General features: G+C 38.1%; 15 protein-coding genes. 9 read left to right on the top strand and 6 right to left on the bottom strand.

Annotated features, from left to right (window positions below; genetic code table 11):
- The first annotated feature begins 65 nt into the window (after nt 1–65).
- Together dapD and queE are read left to right on the top strand one after the other, a co-directional pair.
- Nucleotides 66–887 carry a 2,3,4,5-tetrahydropyridine-2,6-dicarboxylate N-succinyltransferase gene (gene dapD, locus AC21OH_RS02745; protein WP_486535380.1) on the top strand — a complete coding sequence of 274 codons (822 nt, stop codon included), beginning with the start codon at nt 66–68 and terminating at the stop codon, nt 885–887.
- A 118-nt stretch (nt 888–1,005) separates the two neighbouring features.
- Nucleotides 1,006–1,734 (top strand): 7-carboxy-7-deazaguanine synthase QueE, encoded by a 729-nt coding sequence (queE, locus tag AC21OH_RS02740; RefSeq protein WP_487371656.1) that lies wholly within the window; start codon nt 1,006–1,008, stop codon nt 1,732–1,734.
- A 2-nt stretch (nt 1,735–1,736) separates the two neighbouring features.
- On the opposite strand, the gene AC21OH_RS02735 is transcribed toward queE, so the two are convergent.
- The 4 genes from AC21OH_RS02735 to rplU all read right to left on the bottom strand — a co-directional run bounded on the left by AC21OH_RS02735 (nt 1,737) and on the right by rplU (nt 4,330).
- Nucleotides 1,737–2,387: a TetR/AcrR family transcriptional regulator gene (locus tag AC21OH_RS02735; RefSeq protein ID WP_487371654.1), complete on the bottom strand. Its 651-nt coding sequence runs from the start codon at nt 2,385–2,387 to the stop codon at nt 1,737–1,739.
- A 190-nt stretch (nt 2,388–2,577) separates the two neighbouring features.
- Complete coding sequence (lolA, locus tag AC21OH_RS02730; protein WP_487371397.1) at nt 2,578–3,294, bottom strand: outer membrane lipoprotein periplasmic chaperone LolA; 717 nt, start codon at nt 3,292–3,294, stop codon at nt 2,578–2,580.
- Nucleotides 3,295–3,625: 331 nt separating this feature from the next.
- Entirely contained in the window at nt 3,626–3,883 is a 258-nt protein-coding gene (gene rpmA / locus AC21OH_RS02725; protein ID WP_486535385.1) for a 50S ribosomal protein L27, read from the bottom strand.
- Between the two features lie 135 nt (nt 3,884–4,018).
- The gene (gene rplU, locus AC21OH_RS02720; RefSeq protein ID WP_486535386.1) at nt 4,019–4,330 is read right to left on the bottom strand and encodes a 50S ribosomal protein L21; all 312 of its coding nucleotides are present in this window, start codon (nt 4,328–4,330) and stop codon (nt 4,019–4,021) included.
- A 653-nt stretch (nt 4,331–4,983) separates the two neighbouring features.
- Here rplU and AC21OH_RS02715 point away from each other — a divergent pair.
- The 4 genes from AC21OH_RS02715 to AC21OH_RS02700 all read left to right on the top strand — a co-directional run bounded on the left by AC21OH_RS02715 (nt 4,984) and on the right by AC21OH_RS02700 (nt 12,800).
- Nucleotides 4,984–5,913: a polyprenyl synthetase family protein gene (locus tag AC21OH_RS02715; RefSeq protein WP_486535425.1), complete on the top strand. Its 930-nt coding sequence runs from the start codon at nt 4,984–4,986 to the stop codon at nt 5,911–5,913.
- 319 nt (nt 5,914–6,232) lie between these two features.
- On the top strand, nt 6,233–7,696 hold the full coding sequence (locus tag AC21OH_RS02710) for an efflux RND transporter periplasmic adaptor subunit (RefSeq protein ID WP_487371398.1): 1,464 nt from the start codon (nt 6,233–6,235) through the stop codon (nt 7,694–7,696).
- A gap of 29 nt (nt 7,697–7,725) precedes the next feature.
- Entirely contained in the window at nt 7,726–10,998 is a 3,273-nt protein-coding gene (locus tag AC21OH_RS02705) for an efflux RND transporter permease subunit (RefSeq protein ID WP_487371399.1), read from the top strand.
- A gap of 41 nt (nt 10,999–11,039) precedes the next feature.
- The gene (locus AC21OH_RS02700) at nt 11,040–12,800 is read left to right on the top strand and encodes an efflux transporter outer membrane subunit (RefSeq protein ID WP_487371400.1); all 1,761 of its coding nucleotides are present in this window, start codon (nt 11,040–11,042) and stop codon (nt 12,798–12,800) included.
- A gap of 311 nt (nt 12,801–13,111) precedes the next feature.
- On the opposite strand, the gene AC21OH_RS02695 is transcribed toward AC21OH_RS02700, so the two are convergent.
- Nucleotides 13,112–13,417, bottom strand: a complete 306-nt coding sequence (locus AC21OH_RS02695) for a hypothetical protein (RefSeq protein ID WP_486535390.1) — start codon at nt 13,415–13,417, stop codon at nt 13,112–13,114.
- Between the two features lie 18 nt (nt 13,418–13,435).
- Nucleotides 13,436–13,993: a hypothetical protein gene (locus AC21OH_RS02690; RefSeq protein ID WP_487371401.1), complete on the bottom strand. Its 558-nt coding sequence runs from the start codon at nt 13,991–13,993 to the stop codon at nt 13,436–13,438.
- A gap of 303 nt (nt 13,994–14,296) precedes the next feature.
- On the opposite strand from AC21OH_RS02690, the gene dnaQ reads away from it, so the two are divergent.
- From dnaQ to AC21OH_RS02675, 3 genes are all read left to right on the top strand, one after another.
- On the top strand, nt 14,297–16,072 hold the full coding sequence (dnaQ, locus tag AC21OH_RS02685) for a DNA polymerase III subunit epsilon (RefSeq protein WP_487371402.1): 1,776 nt from the start codon (nt 14,297–14,299) through the stop codon (nt 16,070–16,072).
- Between the two features lie 449 nt (nt 16,073–16,521).
- A complete protein-coding gene (locus tag AC21OH_RS02680) occupies nt 16,522–18,252 on the top strand; it encodes a hypothetical protein (protein WP_487371487.1) in 1,731 nt (576 codons plus the stop codon).
- Nucleotides 18,253–18,613: 361 nt separating this feature from the next.
- Nucleotides 18,614–19,441 carry an RnfABCDGE type electron transport complex subunit B gene (locus AC21OH_RS02675; RefSeq protein ID WP_487371488.1) on the top strand — a complete coding sequence of 276 codons (828 nt, stop codon included), beginning with the start codon at nt 18,614–18,616 and terminating at the stop codon, nt 19,439–19,441.
- Nucleotides 19,442–19,450 lie beyond the last annotated feature (9 nt).

Here is a 19,450-nt window from a genome sequence, read left to right as displayed (position 1 = left end):
CAGCGAGTTTGATAAAGACAGATTATTTTTATGAGTTGGTATAAATTGAATAAATGGATAATATTATGTCATTAGAACAAATCATTGAACAAGCTTTCGAAAAACGTGCTGAATTTAGCCCTAGTTCTATGCCTCAAGATGTAAAAGATGCCGTAAATACCGTTTTAGAACAACTTGATAACGGGTCTCTTCGCGTTGCTGAAAAGAAAGATGGCGAGTGGTCCGTAAATCAGTGGGCTAAAAAAGCTGTCTTATTATCTTTTCGTATGAATGATAACTATCCGATGCCAAGCTGTGAGCATCTACAATTTTATGACAAAGTACCGACTAAATTTTCAAATTGGACTGAGCAGCAGTTTGTAGCAGCTGGCGTCCGAGTCGTACCCCCTGCAGTAGCGCGCCGTGGATCATTCATTGCTAAAGGTGTGGTACTAATGCCAAGCTATACCAATATTGGTGCATATGTTGATGAAGGTACAATGGTTGATACTTGGGCGACAGTAGGCTCGTGCGCGCAAATTGGTAAGAATGTTCACTTATCAGGCGGTGTTGGTATTGGTGGCGTATTAGAGCCTTTGCAAGCTAACCCTACGATTATTGAGGACAACTGCTTTATTGGAGCGCGTTCTGAAATTGTTGAAGGTGTCATTGTTGAAGAAGGCTCAGTTATTTCTATGGGCGTTTATATTGGTCAATCAACTAAGATTTATGATCGTGAAACTGGAGAAATACACTATGGCCGTGTACCCGCTGGTTCAGTGGTCGTGTCTGGTAGTCTTCCTGCCAAAGATGGTTCACATAGCCTATATTGCGCGGTAATTGTTAAGAAAGTTGATGCACAAACCCGTTCAAAAACCAGCATCAACGAATTATTACGATTAGCTTAGACTTTAATTCAGTCTAACCCATAATTAGCTTTACTTTTGTTAATACAAAACTATCAGACGATTTAATAAGGTGCTTAGAATGCTTCTAAGCACCTTTATTCATTTAGAGCAAATTATTATGACTCAAAATAAACCACTACGTAGCCCCAGTATTCCGGTTACTGACCCTGAAGCTGGTTTACGCATGACTGAGATTTTTTATTCGCTTCAAGGAGAAGCATTAACATCAGGGTTACCCACAATCTTTGTTAGATTAACAGGGTGTCCTTTACGCTGTGTGTATTGTGACACAACCTACTCTTTTGTAGGTGGAGAGCGACTATCACTTGATACAATCATACATGAGATTGCCCAATATCCTTGTAAACGTGTCTGTGTTACTGGCGGAGAACCTCTAGCGCAGCCTAATTGTATAGCTCTAATTAAGAGACTGCTTGAAGACGGTTATGAAATATCATTAGAGACCGCTGGCGCCCTATCTGTTGCGGATGTACCAAAAGCTGTTAGTAAAGTTATGGATATAAAGACACCTAGTAGCGGCGAAGTCGATAAAAACCTTTGGTCAAATCTTGAACATTTGACTGACCATGATCAATTAAAATTTGTGATTATGAATCGCAGTGATTATGAATGGTCCGAACAAAAGCTTAAAGAATATGAACTTGATAAATTGGTAGGAACCGTATGGTTTTCACCTATGTTTAATATAGATGAGAATATAGAACAGACTGTAAAAGTACCCAATTTAGCACGTGAATTAGCAGAATGGATACTCGAAGATGCACTGCCTGTAAGGTTACAATTGCAGCTGCATAAAATCATATGGGCAGATGCGAAGGGTAAATAAAATTAATTGATATTCTTTGTTCCGAATATCGACATCACATAATCAATATGCTGCTCTATTACTTTATCGCAGTAAGGGTCTTTACCAGATATACGGTAGAATTGAGGTGCATAAATAAAGATAGAATTGACGGCTCCAATAAAGATATAGCGTATATGAATACTGTCACCTTTAGGCATAAGTCCATATTTTTGAGCGAGTTTAAGCAGATTTAATTCCGATCGGGCATTTGGGCCAATATAATTGTCTGTAAACCAATTTATGCGGTCAGGATTTCCTTGATTGGCTTGAATCATAAATCGATAGAAGTACGGATAGTGAGCACTAAACTCTATATAATGTTGAATAAGTTCACGAATGAGTATACGTTCATCCACATCGCTTATCTGCTTACGCCGTTTATCAGATTCCGATATGTAAGTATCAAAAATAACCTCAGCCGATGCTTTCCATAGGTCCAATTTTCTGCCGAAGTGATGCGTAATTAACGTATGATTAACATCAGCCTTAGCAGCTATCGAACGCGCGGAGACACCGTCATAACAAGAAGATGAAAACTCTTCAATAGCTACGGTAAGTATCTTACTTTTGGTTTCTTTAGTTCGCTCCTGCTCGGCGCGTTTAGAACTATTAACTTTGAGGGTAGCTATCATAGTTTTCTCGTTTTAAATAAAGTTAATTGATACCATCTCTTATCATTCAAAAAAATGATTATTAATCAAACTATTCATAAGTATTTATTAATTAATATTATATACTAAAAAACCCAAGCTTTAAGCTTGGGTTAATTTTATATTAAGAAATATTATATTAAATAATAATACGACTATTAAGCTATCTATACTATTGGTTTATTACATCTACACCAGCTGGCGGTGTAAAGCTAAATTGGCTACTAGGGATGCTAGTATTTAACCTAACATTGTTAAAATTAATAGAAGTAACTTGTCCTAACGAATCATTCAATACCATCATCACCGGCTTACCGCCATTGAAACTAACCGCTAAACTCTTAAAATTACTTGCGTTAGATTTTGGATATAAGACATAATAGTTCTTATTTTTATTAGGCTGAGTTATTTTAAAGTTCTGTGAAATCTTTGAAGGTTCACCTGATAAAAGTAAGGCTGGCGTATTGCCTAGCTGTTGACTTGCGTTTTGACGCGTCACTTGCTCTAAGTCTTTGTCATATACCCATAGATCATTACCATTAGTGACGATTAACTGTTCAAATGGTGACGTTATATTCCAGCGAAAGTTATTTGGACGTTTCAAACTTACTTTGCCTGAAAAAGTACCATTTTTTGCAGTTAGCCCGCTTCTACCACCACCTTCACCCTTAGTGGTTTGAGTGAAATTAGCGGTCATACTTCTTGTATTCTTGAGTAATGCATTCAACCGTTTAGCGGCTGTTAAGTTGTCAGCGGCTGTAGTAGCTTGTGCTGCTTGAGACATGGTCATAACTGGCATACCAAAAATCAAAGCGCCAGATAGCGCAGTGCCCATTAATTTCTTCAGTAGTGGTTTCATTTTATTATTTTGGTTGATATTTATTTGCATATTATTTACCTATAGTTAATTAATATCAGTCAATTGAATTGATAACTTGAACGCTAGTTTGCCAGTTCTTTTCTTACGTGACTAGATGATAATTGCAAAAATAACTTCTGTTATGTAACGCAGTTTAATTTTGATTAGATATTATCTTAAATCTATTGCATGTTCGCGACTAATATATAGCTGCCAACCTTGTTTAAGTATTAAATAAGCATATAAAAAAACCCTGATAGACAATATCAGGGTTTTGGTATCTATATATCAACATATACATCAAAATCATAATTTAAGTTATTTATTAATATAAATATCTTGAATTTGATTTGACCGTTGTTTAAGCTTCTTGGATAGAAACATAACGACGGTTGAATTTACCTTTAGTGTCAAACTTAACAACACCATCAGTTAGTGCGAATAAAGTATGGTCACGACCCATACCTACGCCTTCGCCGGCATGAAATTCAGTACCACGTTGACGAACGATAATGTTTCCAGCAACAACATCTTGACCACCAAATACTTTTACACCAAGCATTTTAGGGTTAGAGTCACGACCGTTACGAGTTGAACCTGCGGCTTTTTTATGTGCCATGAGAAATCTCCTTATTGAGACTAATATATAAAAACTTTAAGTATTAAGACGATGAATAATAGGCTATTAATCAATAACTGTAAATTGATAAATGTAAATCAACTCTCTTAATATTTGAAAAGAACTATTTAGCTATTAAACATTAATCGCTTTGATTTTAAGAAGCGTATACCACTGACGGTGGCCTTGCTCTTTATGATAATGCTTACGGCGCTTATGCTTAACGATACGGATTTTCTTACCACGGCCGTGCTCTACTACTTCAGCTTCAACGCTAGCACCTTCAACAACTGGCTGACCGATCTTATAATCATCGCCATCTACAACCATTAATACATCTTCGATTTTAATGGTCTCGCCTTCTTCAGCTTTAAGAAGCTCAACTTTTAGTAGTTCATCAACATTTACACGATGCTGCTTACCACCACTTTTAATAACTGCGTACATCTTATGACTCCATTTAACCCGTGTGACGTGGTTATTATCTGCTCAAATAAAGCTCAAATAACGCTTCAGCGTATCGCTTGAACGACGATCACTACAGGGAAAGTTACAGGAAAATTTTCTATACAATTAAAATTCAAGATTAAGCGAATTCAAGGCTTTGTAAATTCAAGAGGGTAATTTAAACTTAATAAATTAAGACAGGTGTTTGATAAATGACACCCAAATTAATTAGGCTAATAACTACGAAGAAATCACAACAATTTAAACTCGCTATGTATAGAAGCTTTACGTTAAATATGAAGACGGAATTTTACGCATTTATTGATGTAATTGCAAGCCCTGTCTATAAAATAAACCTATGCTAGAATAATTCAAAAACCTAATTTAGGTTTGGTGATATAAATTTTTTATACAGCTACCATATTTGGTTTAGAATATTAGATGCTATTTGCTATTTAAACGATTTATCAACGTAATAATTTTCATCTTTATACTAAAATCGCAATTCTACTATAGATGACTCGAAATATGAGATGACTCGAAATATGACCTCTAAAACTTCTACAGAACTGAATGATTTAATTAAAAATAACGCCACCACTCATATCGAATACGCTGATATTCAAAACATCGTTGCAGAAGATTTCGATATTATGGATAAACAAGTATTTGGCAGTTTAAACTCCAAAGTTAAGCTTGTTATGAGCGTGTCGCAACATGTAATTAATGCTGGTGGCAAGCGAATGCGGCCCCTTATTACCTTGTTATGTTCACGTCTATGTCAAGATGAGCAATCCAGAGACACTATGCATTTGGCTGCTATTACTGAAATGCTACATACAGCCACACTCGTTCACGATGACGTTATTGATGAATCGGGCTTAAGACGAGGTCGTCCTACTGCGAATGCAACATGGGATAACCCAACGGCTGTATTAGTGGGTGATTATCTTATAGCACGTGCATTTAATCTACTGGTAGGTTTTGAAAGTTTACCCTTGCTTAAATTATTTTCAGATGGAACGTGTGATATTGCAGAAGGTGAAGTTTTACAGCTTCAACATCAGCATAATCCGGAAGCAACAGAAGAGGATTACATGCGTATCATAGATGGTAAAACATCTCGTTTATTCATGATGGCTACTTGTGGTGTTGCTATTTTGCAAAATAAAAAAGAATTTATAAAACCTTTTAGTGATTTTGGTCAGCACTTTGGTAACGCATTCCAGATTATAGATGATGTCCTTGATTATAGCGGTGATAGTGAGGTTATGGGAAAAAACCTTGGCGACGATTTGGCTGAAGGCAAGCCTACTTTACCTACCATTGTGGCACTCAAAATATTAAAAGATAGCGATGAAGATAATTATAACCTACTTCGTATCGCAGTTCAGACAGGTAAGGTTGGAGATCCTCAAAAACTAATTAGTTTGGTAAAAGACTCTGGGGCTTTAGAATACTGCCGTAAGCGCGCTTTAGAAGAGACGCGTCTGGCACAACAGGCGTTAACAGCTTTGCCTGACAATCAATACCGTTTAGGGTTATGGCAGCTCACACAATTAGCGACCAATCGATTAGTTTAAATTATTCGCTTTAAACAAAATTACTTATAAAAAAAATTACTTATAGTAAATTGGCATATTGGATATACGTCTATTAAGCATCGATTTAAGCTTAATCAACTAAATCATATTTTACAGCGTGTTTACATGAAGATTTCACAACCAATCAATTAGAACCTCGTGCAAAATATTACAATTTCGAAACGATTAAAAAAATCCCTATCACTGATTTTTAACTGCTAAATAGGTGATAATAAATATATCTTTTCTACAAGCTAAATTATCAAATATCCCTACTTATTTAACTGCTTGTGTTGACCCAATTATTAAGGTTTATTAAATGAATCACTCTCCCCTTTTTTTAGCTTTAAGCTTGGCTGTATCCAGCATTTTGTTGCAAGGTTGTGATAAAAAGGAAGATGAAGCTTCAGCGGCTGCCGCTCAACAACAAATGCCTCCTGCTACTGTCAACGTAATTAATGCGCAGTTTCAAACAGTCCCTTTAATAAAAGAGTTTTCTGGTAGAACACACGCTTATCAACAAGCTGATGTTCGTCCACAAGCAACAGGCGTCGTCGATGAGATATTGTATCGTGAAGGAAGTATGGTCAATAAAAATCAGCCTTTATATCGGTTAAGCGTCGATAACTATCAAGCTGGTCAAGCTGCGGCGCAAGCAGCTGTTCAACAAGCTATGGCTAATGTCAATACAGCGAGGGCCAGTTACAATAATGCGCTGGCTAATTTAGAGTCTCAAAAGGCACTGCTGGAACAAGCGCGTTCTGATGTTCAAAGATTAGAGCCTTTGGTTGGAATGAAAGCTATTTCACAACAGCAGTTTGAGCAAGCGATAACCAATTTTAAAACTGCGCAAGCTGCTTTTGCTAGCTCACAAGCAGCTGTTGAACAAGCTAAAGCAAATATTGCAAGCTCACAAGCTGCTGTTGAGACTGCTAGAGCTCAATTATCAGGCAGTCAATTAGATTTAAACCGTACCATCGTGCGCGCACCTATTAGCGGTAAAACAGACCGTTCAAATGTTACGGTCGGTGCTTTAGTGAATGCTAACCAAGCCGAGCCTTTAGTAACAATATCTAAACTAAATCCTATTTATGTCGATATTAGCCAATCCTCTTCAGACTTGTTAAAACTTAAACAACAACAAGCTTCAGGTAAGCTTGATTCAGGTAGCAGCACCGTAGAGCTTATACTTGAAGATGGCAGTACGTATCCGGTGCGCGGTCAATTATCTTTGGCTGAAGCTAAGGTTGATGAAGATAGCGGCGCTGTAACATTAAGAGCTATATTCAAAAATGATAACTATATATTACTACCCGGTATGTACGTAAAAGCTAAAATAATTCAAGGATTGATTAATAATGCTGTTCTCTTACCCCAAGGCGCTCTGATACGTACCCCTAAAGGTGAGACTCAAGTCTATATAGTTGATAACGAAAATAAGATACAAGTACGAGATGTTGAGGTTAATGGAACTTATAAAGGGGACTGGGTTGTCACTGATGGATTGAATGCTGGCGAAAAAATTGTGGCGATAGGTGGCTCTAAAGTGCAGCCTGATCAAGAGGTAGTTGTTAAACCGCTTCCAGCGCCTAACCAACTTAACAGATCCGCTCCACAAGCAGCATCTAAAGGGCCTTATGCCCCGCCTTCTCAGCAGAATGAGTCTCAACAGTCAGCTCCACAACAGGCATCTCCTCAACAAGCATCACCTCAACAGTCAGGGTCCGAGGAGCAGGCTGTACAAAGTCCTGCTAATCAAGAACAAGCTCAAACTGCGCAATAATTCAAGAATAGGCATACTAGGAAATTATCATGTCACGATTTTTTATTCACCGCCCTATTTTTGCATGGGTTATTGCAATATTAATCATGCTGTTGGGCGTTATATCGGTTATCAATTTACCGATTGAACAATACCCACGAATTGCACCGCCTACCATTAGTGTTAATGCAGTCTATCCCGGTGCCAACGCTGAAATTGTAGAAGATTCAGTTGTTCAAATTATTGAGCAGCAGATGAAAGGTTTGGATGGCTTGATGTATATGTCATCCTCAAGCTCTTCAAGTGGTACGGGTTCGGTAACTCTAACTTTTGAAAATGGCACAAATCCAGATACTGCTCAGGTTCAGGTACAAAACAAGTTGCAGTCTGCCATGAGCGCCCTTCCTGAAATAGTTCAGCGACAAGGCGTTAATGTCACTAAGTCATCTAGTGGGTTTTTAATGGTTCAGGGCTTCGTATCAGAAGATGGCTCAATGGACAATGTTGACATTGCTGATTATGTTGCTTCAAATATCGTGGATCAAATAAGCCGCGTTGAAGGGGTTGGAGATGTCCAGCTTTTCGGTTCGTCTTATGCGATGCGTGTTTGGCTAGACCCTGCCCGCCTTCGTGGGTATAACCTTGTGCCTAGCGATATAGTCCAGGCAATTCAATCACAAAACACTCAAGTTTCTGCCGGTCAATTAGGTCAAGCACCCGCTGACACTGACAATCAGGTAATCAACGCCACGGTCAGTGTGCAAAGCTATTTGCAATCACCAGAAGAGTTTGAAAATATTTTATTAAAAACTGATAATACTGGCGCACAAGTACGTCTAGGCGATGTTGCAAAAGTTGAAGTGGGTAGTGAGAACTATGGTGTTATCTCACGTTATAATGGCTATGATGCCTCTGGTTTTGGCATCTCATTAGCACCCGGCTCTAATGCTCTAGACACTCGACAACTTGTTGAAGAACGCATGGCGGAGCTGGAACAGAATTTTCCAGCAGGTCTAAAAACAGTCGTACCCTATGATACAACCCCCTTTGTTAAACTTTCTATTGAACAAGTAGTCAAGACCTTAATCGAAGCTATTATTTTAGTATTCTTAGTCATGTTCCTGTTTTTACAGAACTTTCGTGCGACGATTATTCCCACCCTTGCTGTTCCTGTCGTTCTTTTAGGGACATTTGCTGTCCTATATGTTGCCGGTTTCAGTATTAACGTCTTAACCATGTTTGCCATGGTATTGTCCATTGGTTTGCTTGTTGATGATGCTATTGTTGTTGTAGAAAACGTCGAACGTATCTTAGAAGAAGACGAAAATATCTCTGTCAAAGATGCCACTATTCAGTCTATGGGCGAGATTAGTAAAGTCGTTATTGGCATCGCACTTATACTAGCTGCAGTCTTCGTACCTATGGCATTCTTTGGTGGGTCTACAGGTGTTATTTACCGTCAATTTTCTATTACCTTAATTACCAGTATGGTACTGTCTGCAGTGGTAGCGTTAATTTTTACTCCAGCATTATGCGTGACTTTACTTAAACGTGAACGCGATAAAGAAAAAGGTAAGAAAGGCTTTTTTGGTTGGTTCAACCGTGTATTTGATAAAACCAGTCGCTCGTATGAACGTATTATAGGTAAGAGCATCAACTTAAAATGGCTTTATGTTATTGCTTATGCTGCCATTATTGCGGTTATGACCGTGGTGTTTTTAAGAATACCTGGGTCGTTTTTGCCCGAAGAAGATCAGGGCATTATGATTACTTTGGTTCAGTTGCCAGCTGGATCAACCCTTGATCAAACGCAAGATGTACTGGATAAAGTAAATGATTATTATCATTCTCAAGAAGAAAATAATGTTAATTCAGTATTTACCGTAGCAGGGTTTAGTTTTGCAGGTCAAGGTCAGAACATGGGACTTGCCTTTATACGTCTATCTGATTGGGAAGGTCGTGTTGGGGAAGAAAACACTGCCCAAGCGGTTGCACAAAGAGCCATGGGGTATTTCTTCACCCAACTTAACGAAGCTCAAGTCTATGCAATTGTACCACCTGCTATTACGGAGCTTGGAAATGCGAGTGGTTTTGATTTAATGATTCAAGATGTTGAAAACATAGGTCACGATCAGTTGCTTCAAGCGCGCAACCAGTTATTAGGTATGGCCTCTCAAAGCGATCAAGTTAAAAATGTTCGTCCTAATGGACAAGAAGATGCGCCTCAGCTGAAGGTCAATATTGATCAAGAGCAAGCAGCTGCGTACGGTCTGCCTATGCCAGCGATCAATAGCGTAATATCTATTGCATGGGGTTCTACTTATGTGAACGACTATATAGATAGAGGCCGTATTAAGCGAGTATTTGTGCAAGGCGAGCCAGAAAGCCGCACTAACCCCAGTGATATCCAAAAATGGTTTGTGCGTAATAATACTGGTCAGATGATATCATTTGATGCGTTTTCTAACAGTGAATGGCGCTATGCCTCTCCCCGTCTAACACGATACAATAGCTTCCCTTCCATGAATATCCAGGGTGAAGCTGCTCCTGGACTAAGTACTGGTGAAGCGATGTCTGCCATGGAGCAAATGGTCGATCAGTTGCCCGAAGGCGTGAGTTTTGAATGGACAGGTTTGTCTTTAGAAGAACAGAAGTCGGGCGCACAAGCACCTATGCTATATGCTCTATCAATTCTTGTTGTGTTCTTATGTTTGGCTGCGTTGTATGAAAGCTGGTCAATCCCCTTTTCTGTACTATTAGTGGTACCATTAGGGGTGCTGGGTGCCGTATTATTAACGTGGTTTAAAGGCTTTGATAACGACATATACCTTCAGGTCGGTTTATTAACCGTTGTAGGTCTGTCTGCTAAAAACGCTATTCTTATCATTGAGTTTGCCAAAGAGCACCAAGAAGCTGGTAACTCTCTAAAAGATGCTGTTATGATTGCTGCACGTCAACGTCTACGTCCAATTATTATGACGTCATTAGCATTTGGACTTGGTGTTGTACCGTTATTTATTGCAAGTGGTCCAGGGTCGGGTAGCCAAAATGCTATTGGTACTAGTGTTCTTGGTGGTGTAATAACCGCAACGTTACTTGGTATCTTTTTTATTCCAATGTTCTACGTTTGGGTACGCTCTATATTTAAAATTAAAAATAAAGATATTGATAACAATAGTGGTGACAGCTCTAATAGCAACAGTAGCAACAGTGGTAATGGTAGCAATAGTGAAGGTGACAAACGCCACAATGAGGCTACGAAATATGATACTAAGGTGGTCGTATCACCCGAATCTGCTAATTTTGGAGATAATACACAATGATGACATTTCCAAATATAAAAACTAATCTAATAGGTCGAACTGTGAATACAAGTACAATATCAATGCCCAAAAAAGTGTCACGTATATTCGGTCTTTCAGCTATAGTGATTGCGCTAAACGCGTGTCAAACTATCCCTACTATGAATACCGATACGGCCGTTGCGCGTCCGAATATTCCCTTAAACCCAGGTGAGGGATATGAAGTTTATGGAAATCGCCAAGTGCCTTCAAGTTTAGCCAGTGTACGCTGGCAAACTTTTTATACTGACCCAAAATTAAAACAATTGATTGCGCTTGGTCTTGAAAACAATAAAGACATTAAGCAAGCCATACTGGCCATACAAAAAGCTCAGGCTCAATATCGTATTTCTGATAGTTCAGACTTACCTACTGTAGGATTAGAAGGCGGATATTCACGTGGTGCAAACAATATACGCGACCGTAATCCAAGCGATTCATATAATGTAGGCTTAGGATTAGCAAGCTACGAGCTAGATTTTTGGGGTAAGATCTCAAGTTTAAAGGAACAAGCCTTACAAAATTATTTAGCGACGAGTGCCGCTAAAGATACCGTACAGACAAGTTTAATAGCGAATATTGCCAAAAGTTATGTATCTTTAAGCTATCAATTAAAGCAATTAGAGCTCGCCACCAAAACGTTACAAAGTCGTGAAGAGTCTCTACGTATCACTCGTGCACGTCTCAACGCCGGTATCGATTCCAAAGCTCCTTCTCTACAAGCGGCGGCTTCAGCTGAAACTGCTCGTATAGCAGCATTGGATGCTCAAAGCGGTGTACTAAAAGCTAAAAATGCCCTTAAATACTTGATAGGTGCGCCATTATCTGACGATCTATTACCCGATCCAGCAGTAAGCAAGATTGCTACTGATACCATTATGAGTGCAGGCCTACCAAGCGACTTACTGCTTTATAGACCAGATGTGTTACAGGCTGAATACCGTTTGAAAGCTGCAGGTGCTAATATTAATGTTGCCCGAGCTGCCTATTACCCCACTATAAGTTTGACTGGAAATTTAGGCTATTCTAGTGGGGATTTATCAGACTTATTTAAGAGTAGCGCAGCGAGCTGGTCATTTGGACCTTCAATTAATCTGCCAATTTTTGACGCTGGTCAACGTGATGCAAACTATGATGTTGCCCAAGTTGAAAGACAACAAGCGCTCGCTGAGTATGAGTCCACCATTGAAACTGCATTTAAAGAGGTGAGTGATGTTCTGGCAGACAGAGCCACATTAGATGCAAGAACAGCGTCTCAATACCGTCAACAAGAGAACTATAATGAAATCTTTAATATCTCTGAAGCGCGTTATATTGCACAAGTAGATGACTATTTGAGTGTTCTAGATGCGCAGCGTTCTTTGTTCTCAACGCAGCTCTCTATTTTAAGTTTAGAGCAGGAACGATTGTTTAATCAGATTGAGTTATATCAAGTGCTTGGTGGCGGTGCTAATTTAGGTGAGCCTAAAGCAATACCAACGCCACAAAATACAAATCTAATAAATATTTTGAACACCCAAACTGATGAGCAAAAAGCAATAGATGCTGTCAAAGCTGCGAGCGCACCTAAGCTAATCTCAGCCGAAGAAGCAGATGTTATTGAATCCGCTCAACCTGCAACGTTGTTCACGTATAGCGAAGCTGCGCCTGTAGACTTAGATGGAGATAGACAAGCTGAAGCGGTTGTTGCCGATGTCGAAATAATCACACCGCAAGCTAATGACATCACGCCTTATGAACCTAGTTCTACAGCTGATGGGTACGTTGTTTTACCTGCAGAATAATCGTTATATATTTATTAAGATAGCTGTATAAATAGTTATCTAAACCACGAGATAAATAGGGCCTGTATTTGGCCCTATTTTATTTGAAAATATATGTACAGGTATAACAAGTACGAAAAAAAATTATAAAAAAAACGGTTTAATAAGATACTGGTAGTGAAAATCAACCCAAAAATAATGTAGTGGGTTAAAGATGAAGGAGATTCAAATTAGATTTGTGCATTTTAAATGATAGATAACTTTAATATAAATAGTTTAAAAAACATTAAATTGAAATAATTAGGATAAATACGTTAAGAATCGTAGACAGTTTAATCCGGTACATCATAAGTCACATTATCCGGACTTACCCCAAAAGAAAACACAAAGGTTGCTACCAAACTGTTAATAACAATAAAAGGTATGTCTAAATGAGCATGATCCAACACAAATCGTCCTAATAAGGCGGATACAATTAACATAAAAATAAAGAATATTAGCATGTAGCGTATTATCAGAGGATGCTTTAGTCCATAAGGTTTTTCAGGCTTTGGGTTTTTGTCGAGTATATGAGTCCTAACGCCCCACCCAGCACCATATGCCAAACCACCCATAATTAGATAACCAAGAAACTCCATAGATAAATATCCTAAATGTTATTGTGGTTCAGTATTTTGAGCAGGCTCAATACTAATATTGCTGTCATGAATGTAGCTCTTATTATGAATTGAGGATTTTGAATGTATAGAACTATGAGAACCTTTTTCTGGTTGAATTTTATCACAATCGACTTTAAAAACGGTGTTGGAAGCATTAAGAATATATATCAAATACTGGCTGTCTAATAGTGGATTAATATTTGCATAAGAATCTGTAACATGACCTAATACAAAGAATCTATCAGAGCGCCCGACCATACTGGTTACATTATTAGGATCGATATCAAAATACTTTTCAGCATCATTGATCGGTATTAGGTCTAAAGATGCCGGATCATCCCAAACTCTTCCAGTAGCGGATATCGATGCTCTCATTTGCATCGTCACATCATCACTGTTCACATTGACCTTAATTTGCGCAGGTCCATTTGGCTTTAGTGTTGAGTAGCAGCCAGAAAACACCATGCTATTATTTTCAGGTTCACTGCAACTTGTATTTAATGCAATTAAGCTGATAACAACTATAGTAGATATCAATTTATTATAGATATTCAATATAGATTCCTATTATGTTTTATAAGTCATTGATGATAAGACGCTATGATTGATATCTCTCTCGATCTGCCGTATATATAAATTTAATAGAACATAGTTATTAATTATATAAGGATTTCGGATCATAGATGCCGTTATTATATTAGAGCGTGTCGTTGATAATAAATACATTATTATAGCAAATCGATCTTATTGTTATTTGAATGTTTAACCATTTTTATAAGCTGTATCTTTGATATAATGAACGTTACTAAATCGTCTTTTAATATCCTGTACTAATTCATTTATCGCTAGTGAGCTCTTATGTCCGTTCTAAATCCTAAACCTAATACCACTATCGCTTTCACTGATGGCGCATGTAAAGGCAATCCTGGTCCTGGTGGGTGGGGCGCCTATCTGGTATTTAGTGATGGCCGAGTCGAAGAGCATTATGGTGGTGAATCCCATACAACCAACAATCAAATGGAGTTAATGGGTGCCATTAAGGCTCTTGAAAAAAGTCCTAATAATCAACTACTGGAAATATGGACTGACTCAAGCTATGTAAAAAATGGAATAACCTCATGGATTAAAGGTTGGAAAAATAAAGGCTGGAAAACGTCTGGTAATAAACCTGTTAAAAACAAAGAGCTTTGGCAGCGACTCGATGAATTACAGCGTAATCGTGACGTCAGTTGGCACTGGGTAAAAGGTCATGCGGGACATGAAGGTAATGAAAAAGCTGATGAGCTGGCCAATCGGGGTATTTCAGCTTCTTCAGAATCGAATATCGATGCCTCTGTCTCTACCCTTACTGATTCACAAAACAACCAAAAAAAACTAAATAATTCAGACTCTGCCCTACCCTCTACCAACACCTCTATTACTAATCATTCTACAAGTTCTTTTAATACTATGACTAATTCGCAAAATGACATCTCCAATCAAAAACCCATCCAAGGCCATGTTCAAAGTAGTGGGTCTGAAAGTGAAGATTGGATCTCAGGAGATCCGCTAGGTTTCGATGAGTTAGCAGACACAAATATAGCAGATCAAATGAATGCTGATGACATGACTTTAGTCTCTGAACCTGAACATATACAACCAATACAACAGGTTAAATCGGTACAAACTACCCTACAAGTAAAGTCAGCTGAAGAACCAACTAATATTGAATTTGACGGCGATACAAGTCGAGCAAACCCTGGGTTCAAGCCATTATTACCCGAACCTATAAACCGTGGTCAATCCGGTCGGCAACTTATCATGGATACTGAAACAACGGGGCTTGATGCGCTCAAAGGTGATCGTATTATTGAAGTCGGTATTGTCGAGTTAATTGGCCGTAAGTTCACGGGTGAAAAACTTCATGTTTATATTAATCCTCAGCGCGGTATGGATGAAGATGCCATCAGAATTCATGGCATTTCTGAAGCATTCTTAGCGGATAAACCAACCTTTGATAAAGTCGCTCATAAGTTATATGAATTTATGTATGGTGCAGAAGTTATCGCTCATAACGCGCCGTTTGATATTAGCTTTTTATCAATGGAGTTCGCTAAAGTAGGTTTAGACGACTTTACAGATGTGATTAAAGTGACGGATTCATTAGTCATGGCCAAACAACAATACCCTGGCCAAAAAAACACCCTCGACGCTTTAGTACGCCGTCTAAATGTGGGTAAAATGGATCGTACTTTCCACGGGGCTTTATTAGACTCTGAGATATTAGCAGAAGTTTATTTAGCCATGACAGGCGGGCAAGTTACCCTTGCAATTGATGAAGACATTCAATCTGAAGGATCGAACTCACATGAAGATTTTAGTCAATTGGCCTCGCAGATTTTAGCAGCTCCTTCGAATCTTAAAGCACATGTTGCATGGGTTGCAGGTCTAGTTAAAGACCATCCACAACTATTAGAGGTACAGGATGTGGCTTATTTAACAGAAGTTAATGACGCTAATGTGAATAGTTCTTTATCTGTCTTGCGTACTCAGCTTTCTAATACATTAAAGATGACATCTGAATCAAATATTGATGAGAAATTAATTTATAACAACCCACCTATCTTAGAAAATGCTTTATTTATTGGTTGTTAATGGTTCTTTTTAATACTTATTAAGTGTACTAGAGACTTAGTAATGTTTAAATCTACCTTTTTATGGACTTAATATCTAAAAATTCATTTTTAAATACATTTAAATAATTTATTTGATAGCAATTAGTAAGTACAAAGATTGATGGTTAGTATTGTTAATTGCTATTAAAATTTACTATTGATTGTTAGTATGAATAGTTACTATTGTTAATGATTAAAGCACGCGTTTAATGTTAGAATTTAAATTGTTTTTCATATTAATATATTAAGATAGTATTATATCTATGCAATATTTATGCAAGATACACTTTAGGTACGTTTAATTATAATAAGTTTAATTTTAAAGCGTTCGATCTTAAATAGCATTTAATTTAACCAGCATTTAATTTAATAAGCATCTAATTTAAGAAAATTTAATTTAAAATACCCTTCAATTTTAGGTAGCATACGATGACATTGACAAAAGAACCCTTAAGCACTCAAGCAATAAGTGTCACTAATTTTGATTTGTCTTCATTATATTTGCTTAGACCTGAAATAACTGTCACCTTAAAAAATGCGGAACGTCATTTAAGTGAATTTAATGATAATGAAGAGCAAGCGCCATTACTATTAGATTCAGTAGCTATGCTCAAACAGCTTGCCGAGGTGCTAAAGCTCATATCTTTATCAGGTGGCGGAGAACTTGCCGAACTGTTATCAGAATCGATGCAGCGACTATATGACATCGGTGAGAACACAAATGAGCTATTAATTATGGCGACCTCTCAAGCAATTATGACGTTGAATCGTTATATAGAATTTGTGCTGTTGTATGAAACTCTAGAACCAAGTTTGTTATTACCTGTAATTAATCAGCTTAATGAGGTTATCGGTAAACAGCCGTTAAGTTTAGATAATTTAATCACTTATGATTATAGTCACGTCTCCCTCGCGAACCCTGCACAAAACTTTAAGTCTTTGGCGAGTCTCGATCTAGACTCAGAGCTCTTGAGTACGGTTTATCGTACTGGGCTTAACGTTATTCTAGCCAACGACAATAACGAGCTTAATGCTAAAGATTCAGAAAAACTTAATGCCATGTATCAATCCTGTGCTCATGTGGCAGAAAGGTCAGACTCGCTGTTTTGGAAAGCAGCTGCAGCAGCTACTTATCAGATTCAAGAATTACTACCTTTACCGAGCGAACATAAACACATTTTTATATTTTTGGACCAACAGTTCCACAATTACTTGCCAGCAGATGATAAGCGCTTTGCTGACTTAGTCAGTTTCGCCTGTTTACGCAATCATGAATTGGCAATTGAGCTTAGAAAACAGCTCGACGCCAATACCTTAACAGACTCACAACGAGGACAGTTAAGAAAGTTTATGTTCGGCCCTGATCAGGACATTACCAATACTTTAAACAATATCATCCAAAGTGAAGTTAGTGATATTAAAAGCCAAGTTAGTAATTTGGTATATGACAACAACGTCGATACAGGTTCAGCGATCAAACCTGATGACGTGAAGCCTATTGTGGCTAAGCTTAAGCAGTTAGCGTCTACTATGCGCATGCTATCTTTGAACAATGCGGCCAAAGAGCTTGATGAGAGTGCGTTAATAGTGGGTAAATGGACGACGCCTAATCTATCGGATCTAGATGCTTTACTAAATAGACTGATGACTACTGAAAATGCAGCGATAAATCTTTCTAAAGCGCACACACCAGGGTCTCAAATTCATCCTTTTAATAATGAAAACATATCCATTTTCCAACTTGATACCGCCTATCACTCCTTGGTCAATGAAAGTCGTAAACTCTTATCCCTTATAGAACATTCAATTAGTAACTTTATGGATGACATTACCAATCCTAATAAGGATGTCGATGTATTAAAAGACGTGCCTGGACAACTTAAACAAGTTGCCGGAGCATTAAGTTTTTTAGAACTTACCGATGCTGCTAATGTAATCAATCGATTGTCTAATTATATGAGTGATGCGCTATATATTGATCATAATATTATAGAAAATGATGAAAACGCCAACTACCGCAAATACGCTAAAGTAGCGGACGTCATACTTGCTGTTGATCATACACTGAGCGCATTACAGAAAAACCATCCCGTTGGCAATCATGCTATGAACGTTGGCAATGAAAGCCTTAATAAGCTGATGACTCAATTGGCGGCTTAAATCATCTTGTCTCGTTGCACATGACCGTTTTAAAACTTATGTGTCACTCACGTGAGCTTATTATTAATGAATTACGATCAAAGGTTATCGCTGGTTAATTTTTATACTGTTTAATTTTGTTTATGTTTAATTTATAAAATAGCTAGTCAAATAAATCTATAACGGTTACAAGGCCACCGAGTGCAAGTACAATTAGTAGTAGGGCGAGCGAGGTTAACACCGTAACCGTTTAGCATTTTTCTGACTATATGCCGTGCTCCTATTAGCCGCCATATCTTTTTAGCCGTAGCTATTCTATGTAATCCCTAACCTATTTTATAATTAAGTATTTCGTGTTTAATGAAATTAAGCCAAGGCACCCATGAGTAATACTCGATTAGACAACCTTCCTATTTTATTTAAACGTCTAGAATTAGTAAAACTTACACAGCAACAGCGCAATATCATCTCTATGATTGATGCCGAATTGCCTCAAACTCAATGCGGCCTGTGTGATCATTCTGATGGCTGTCTGCCTTATGCGGCAGCAATCGTTGTAGATGACGAACCGCATAACAAATGCGTGCCTGGTGGTCAGCCTGTGACAGATGCTATTACAGGTATACTAGGCCGCCAATCGCTTAAAGCTCGCGAATCACAGTGGCCTGTAGATCCTGTCACACAGCGACCGGTAGAGGTACGCGCGGTTATACGAGAAGATGATTGTATTGGTTGTACCAAGTGTATACCTGCATGTCCTGTCGATGCGATAGTAGGCACAGGTAAGCACATGCATACTATATTTACTGATCTTTGTACAGGTTGTGAGCTATGCTTACCTCCCTGTCCTGTTGACTGTATTGACTTAGTTGAAGTGCCTAGAGCCGCTGAATTAGAATCTCCTGAAAGCCGCTCCCTTGAACAATCTCACTTACGTAAGCGGTATCATACCCATATAAATCGAGTCGCTAAGCAAATGGCGGATAATACCAATGCAAAGCCAGTGACGAGTATGGTTGAAACCAAGCTTGGGAATGCATCAATCAATCATTTGAATATCGACGCTGATGAAGCTAAGAAAACCATAGCGTCAGCCAAGCTACGCACTAAAATAAAAAAACTCGAGAAGCAGCTTAGTGTTAGAGCGAATGAGAAAAAACAGAGCGAGCTTAATAAGCTAAAACAAGAATTAAATGCGATAACAGATTAATTTAAGTAA

The sequence above is a fragment of the Psychrobacter sp. CX10 genome, assembly GCF_057621575.2.
Note: the sequence above shows the minus strand (reverse complement) of the source record. Positions and strands in the feature narration are given on the sequence as shown.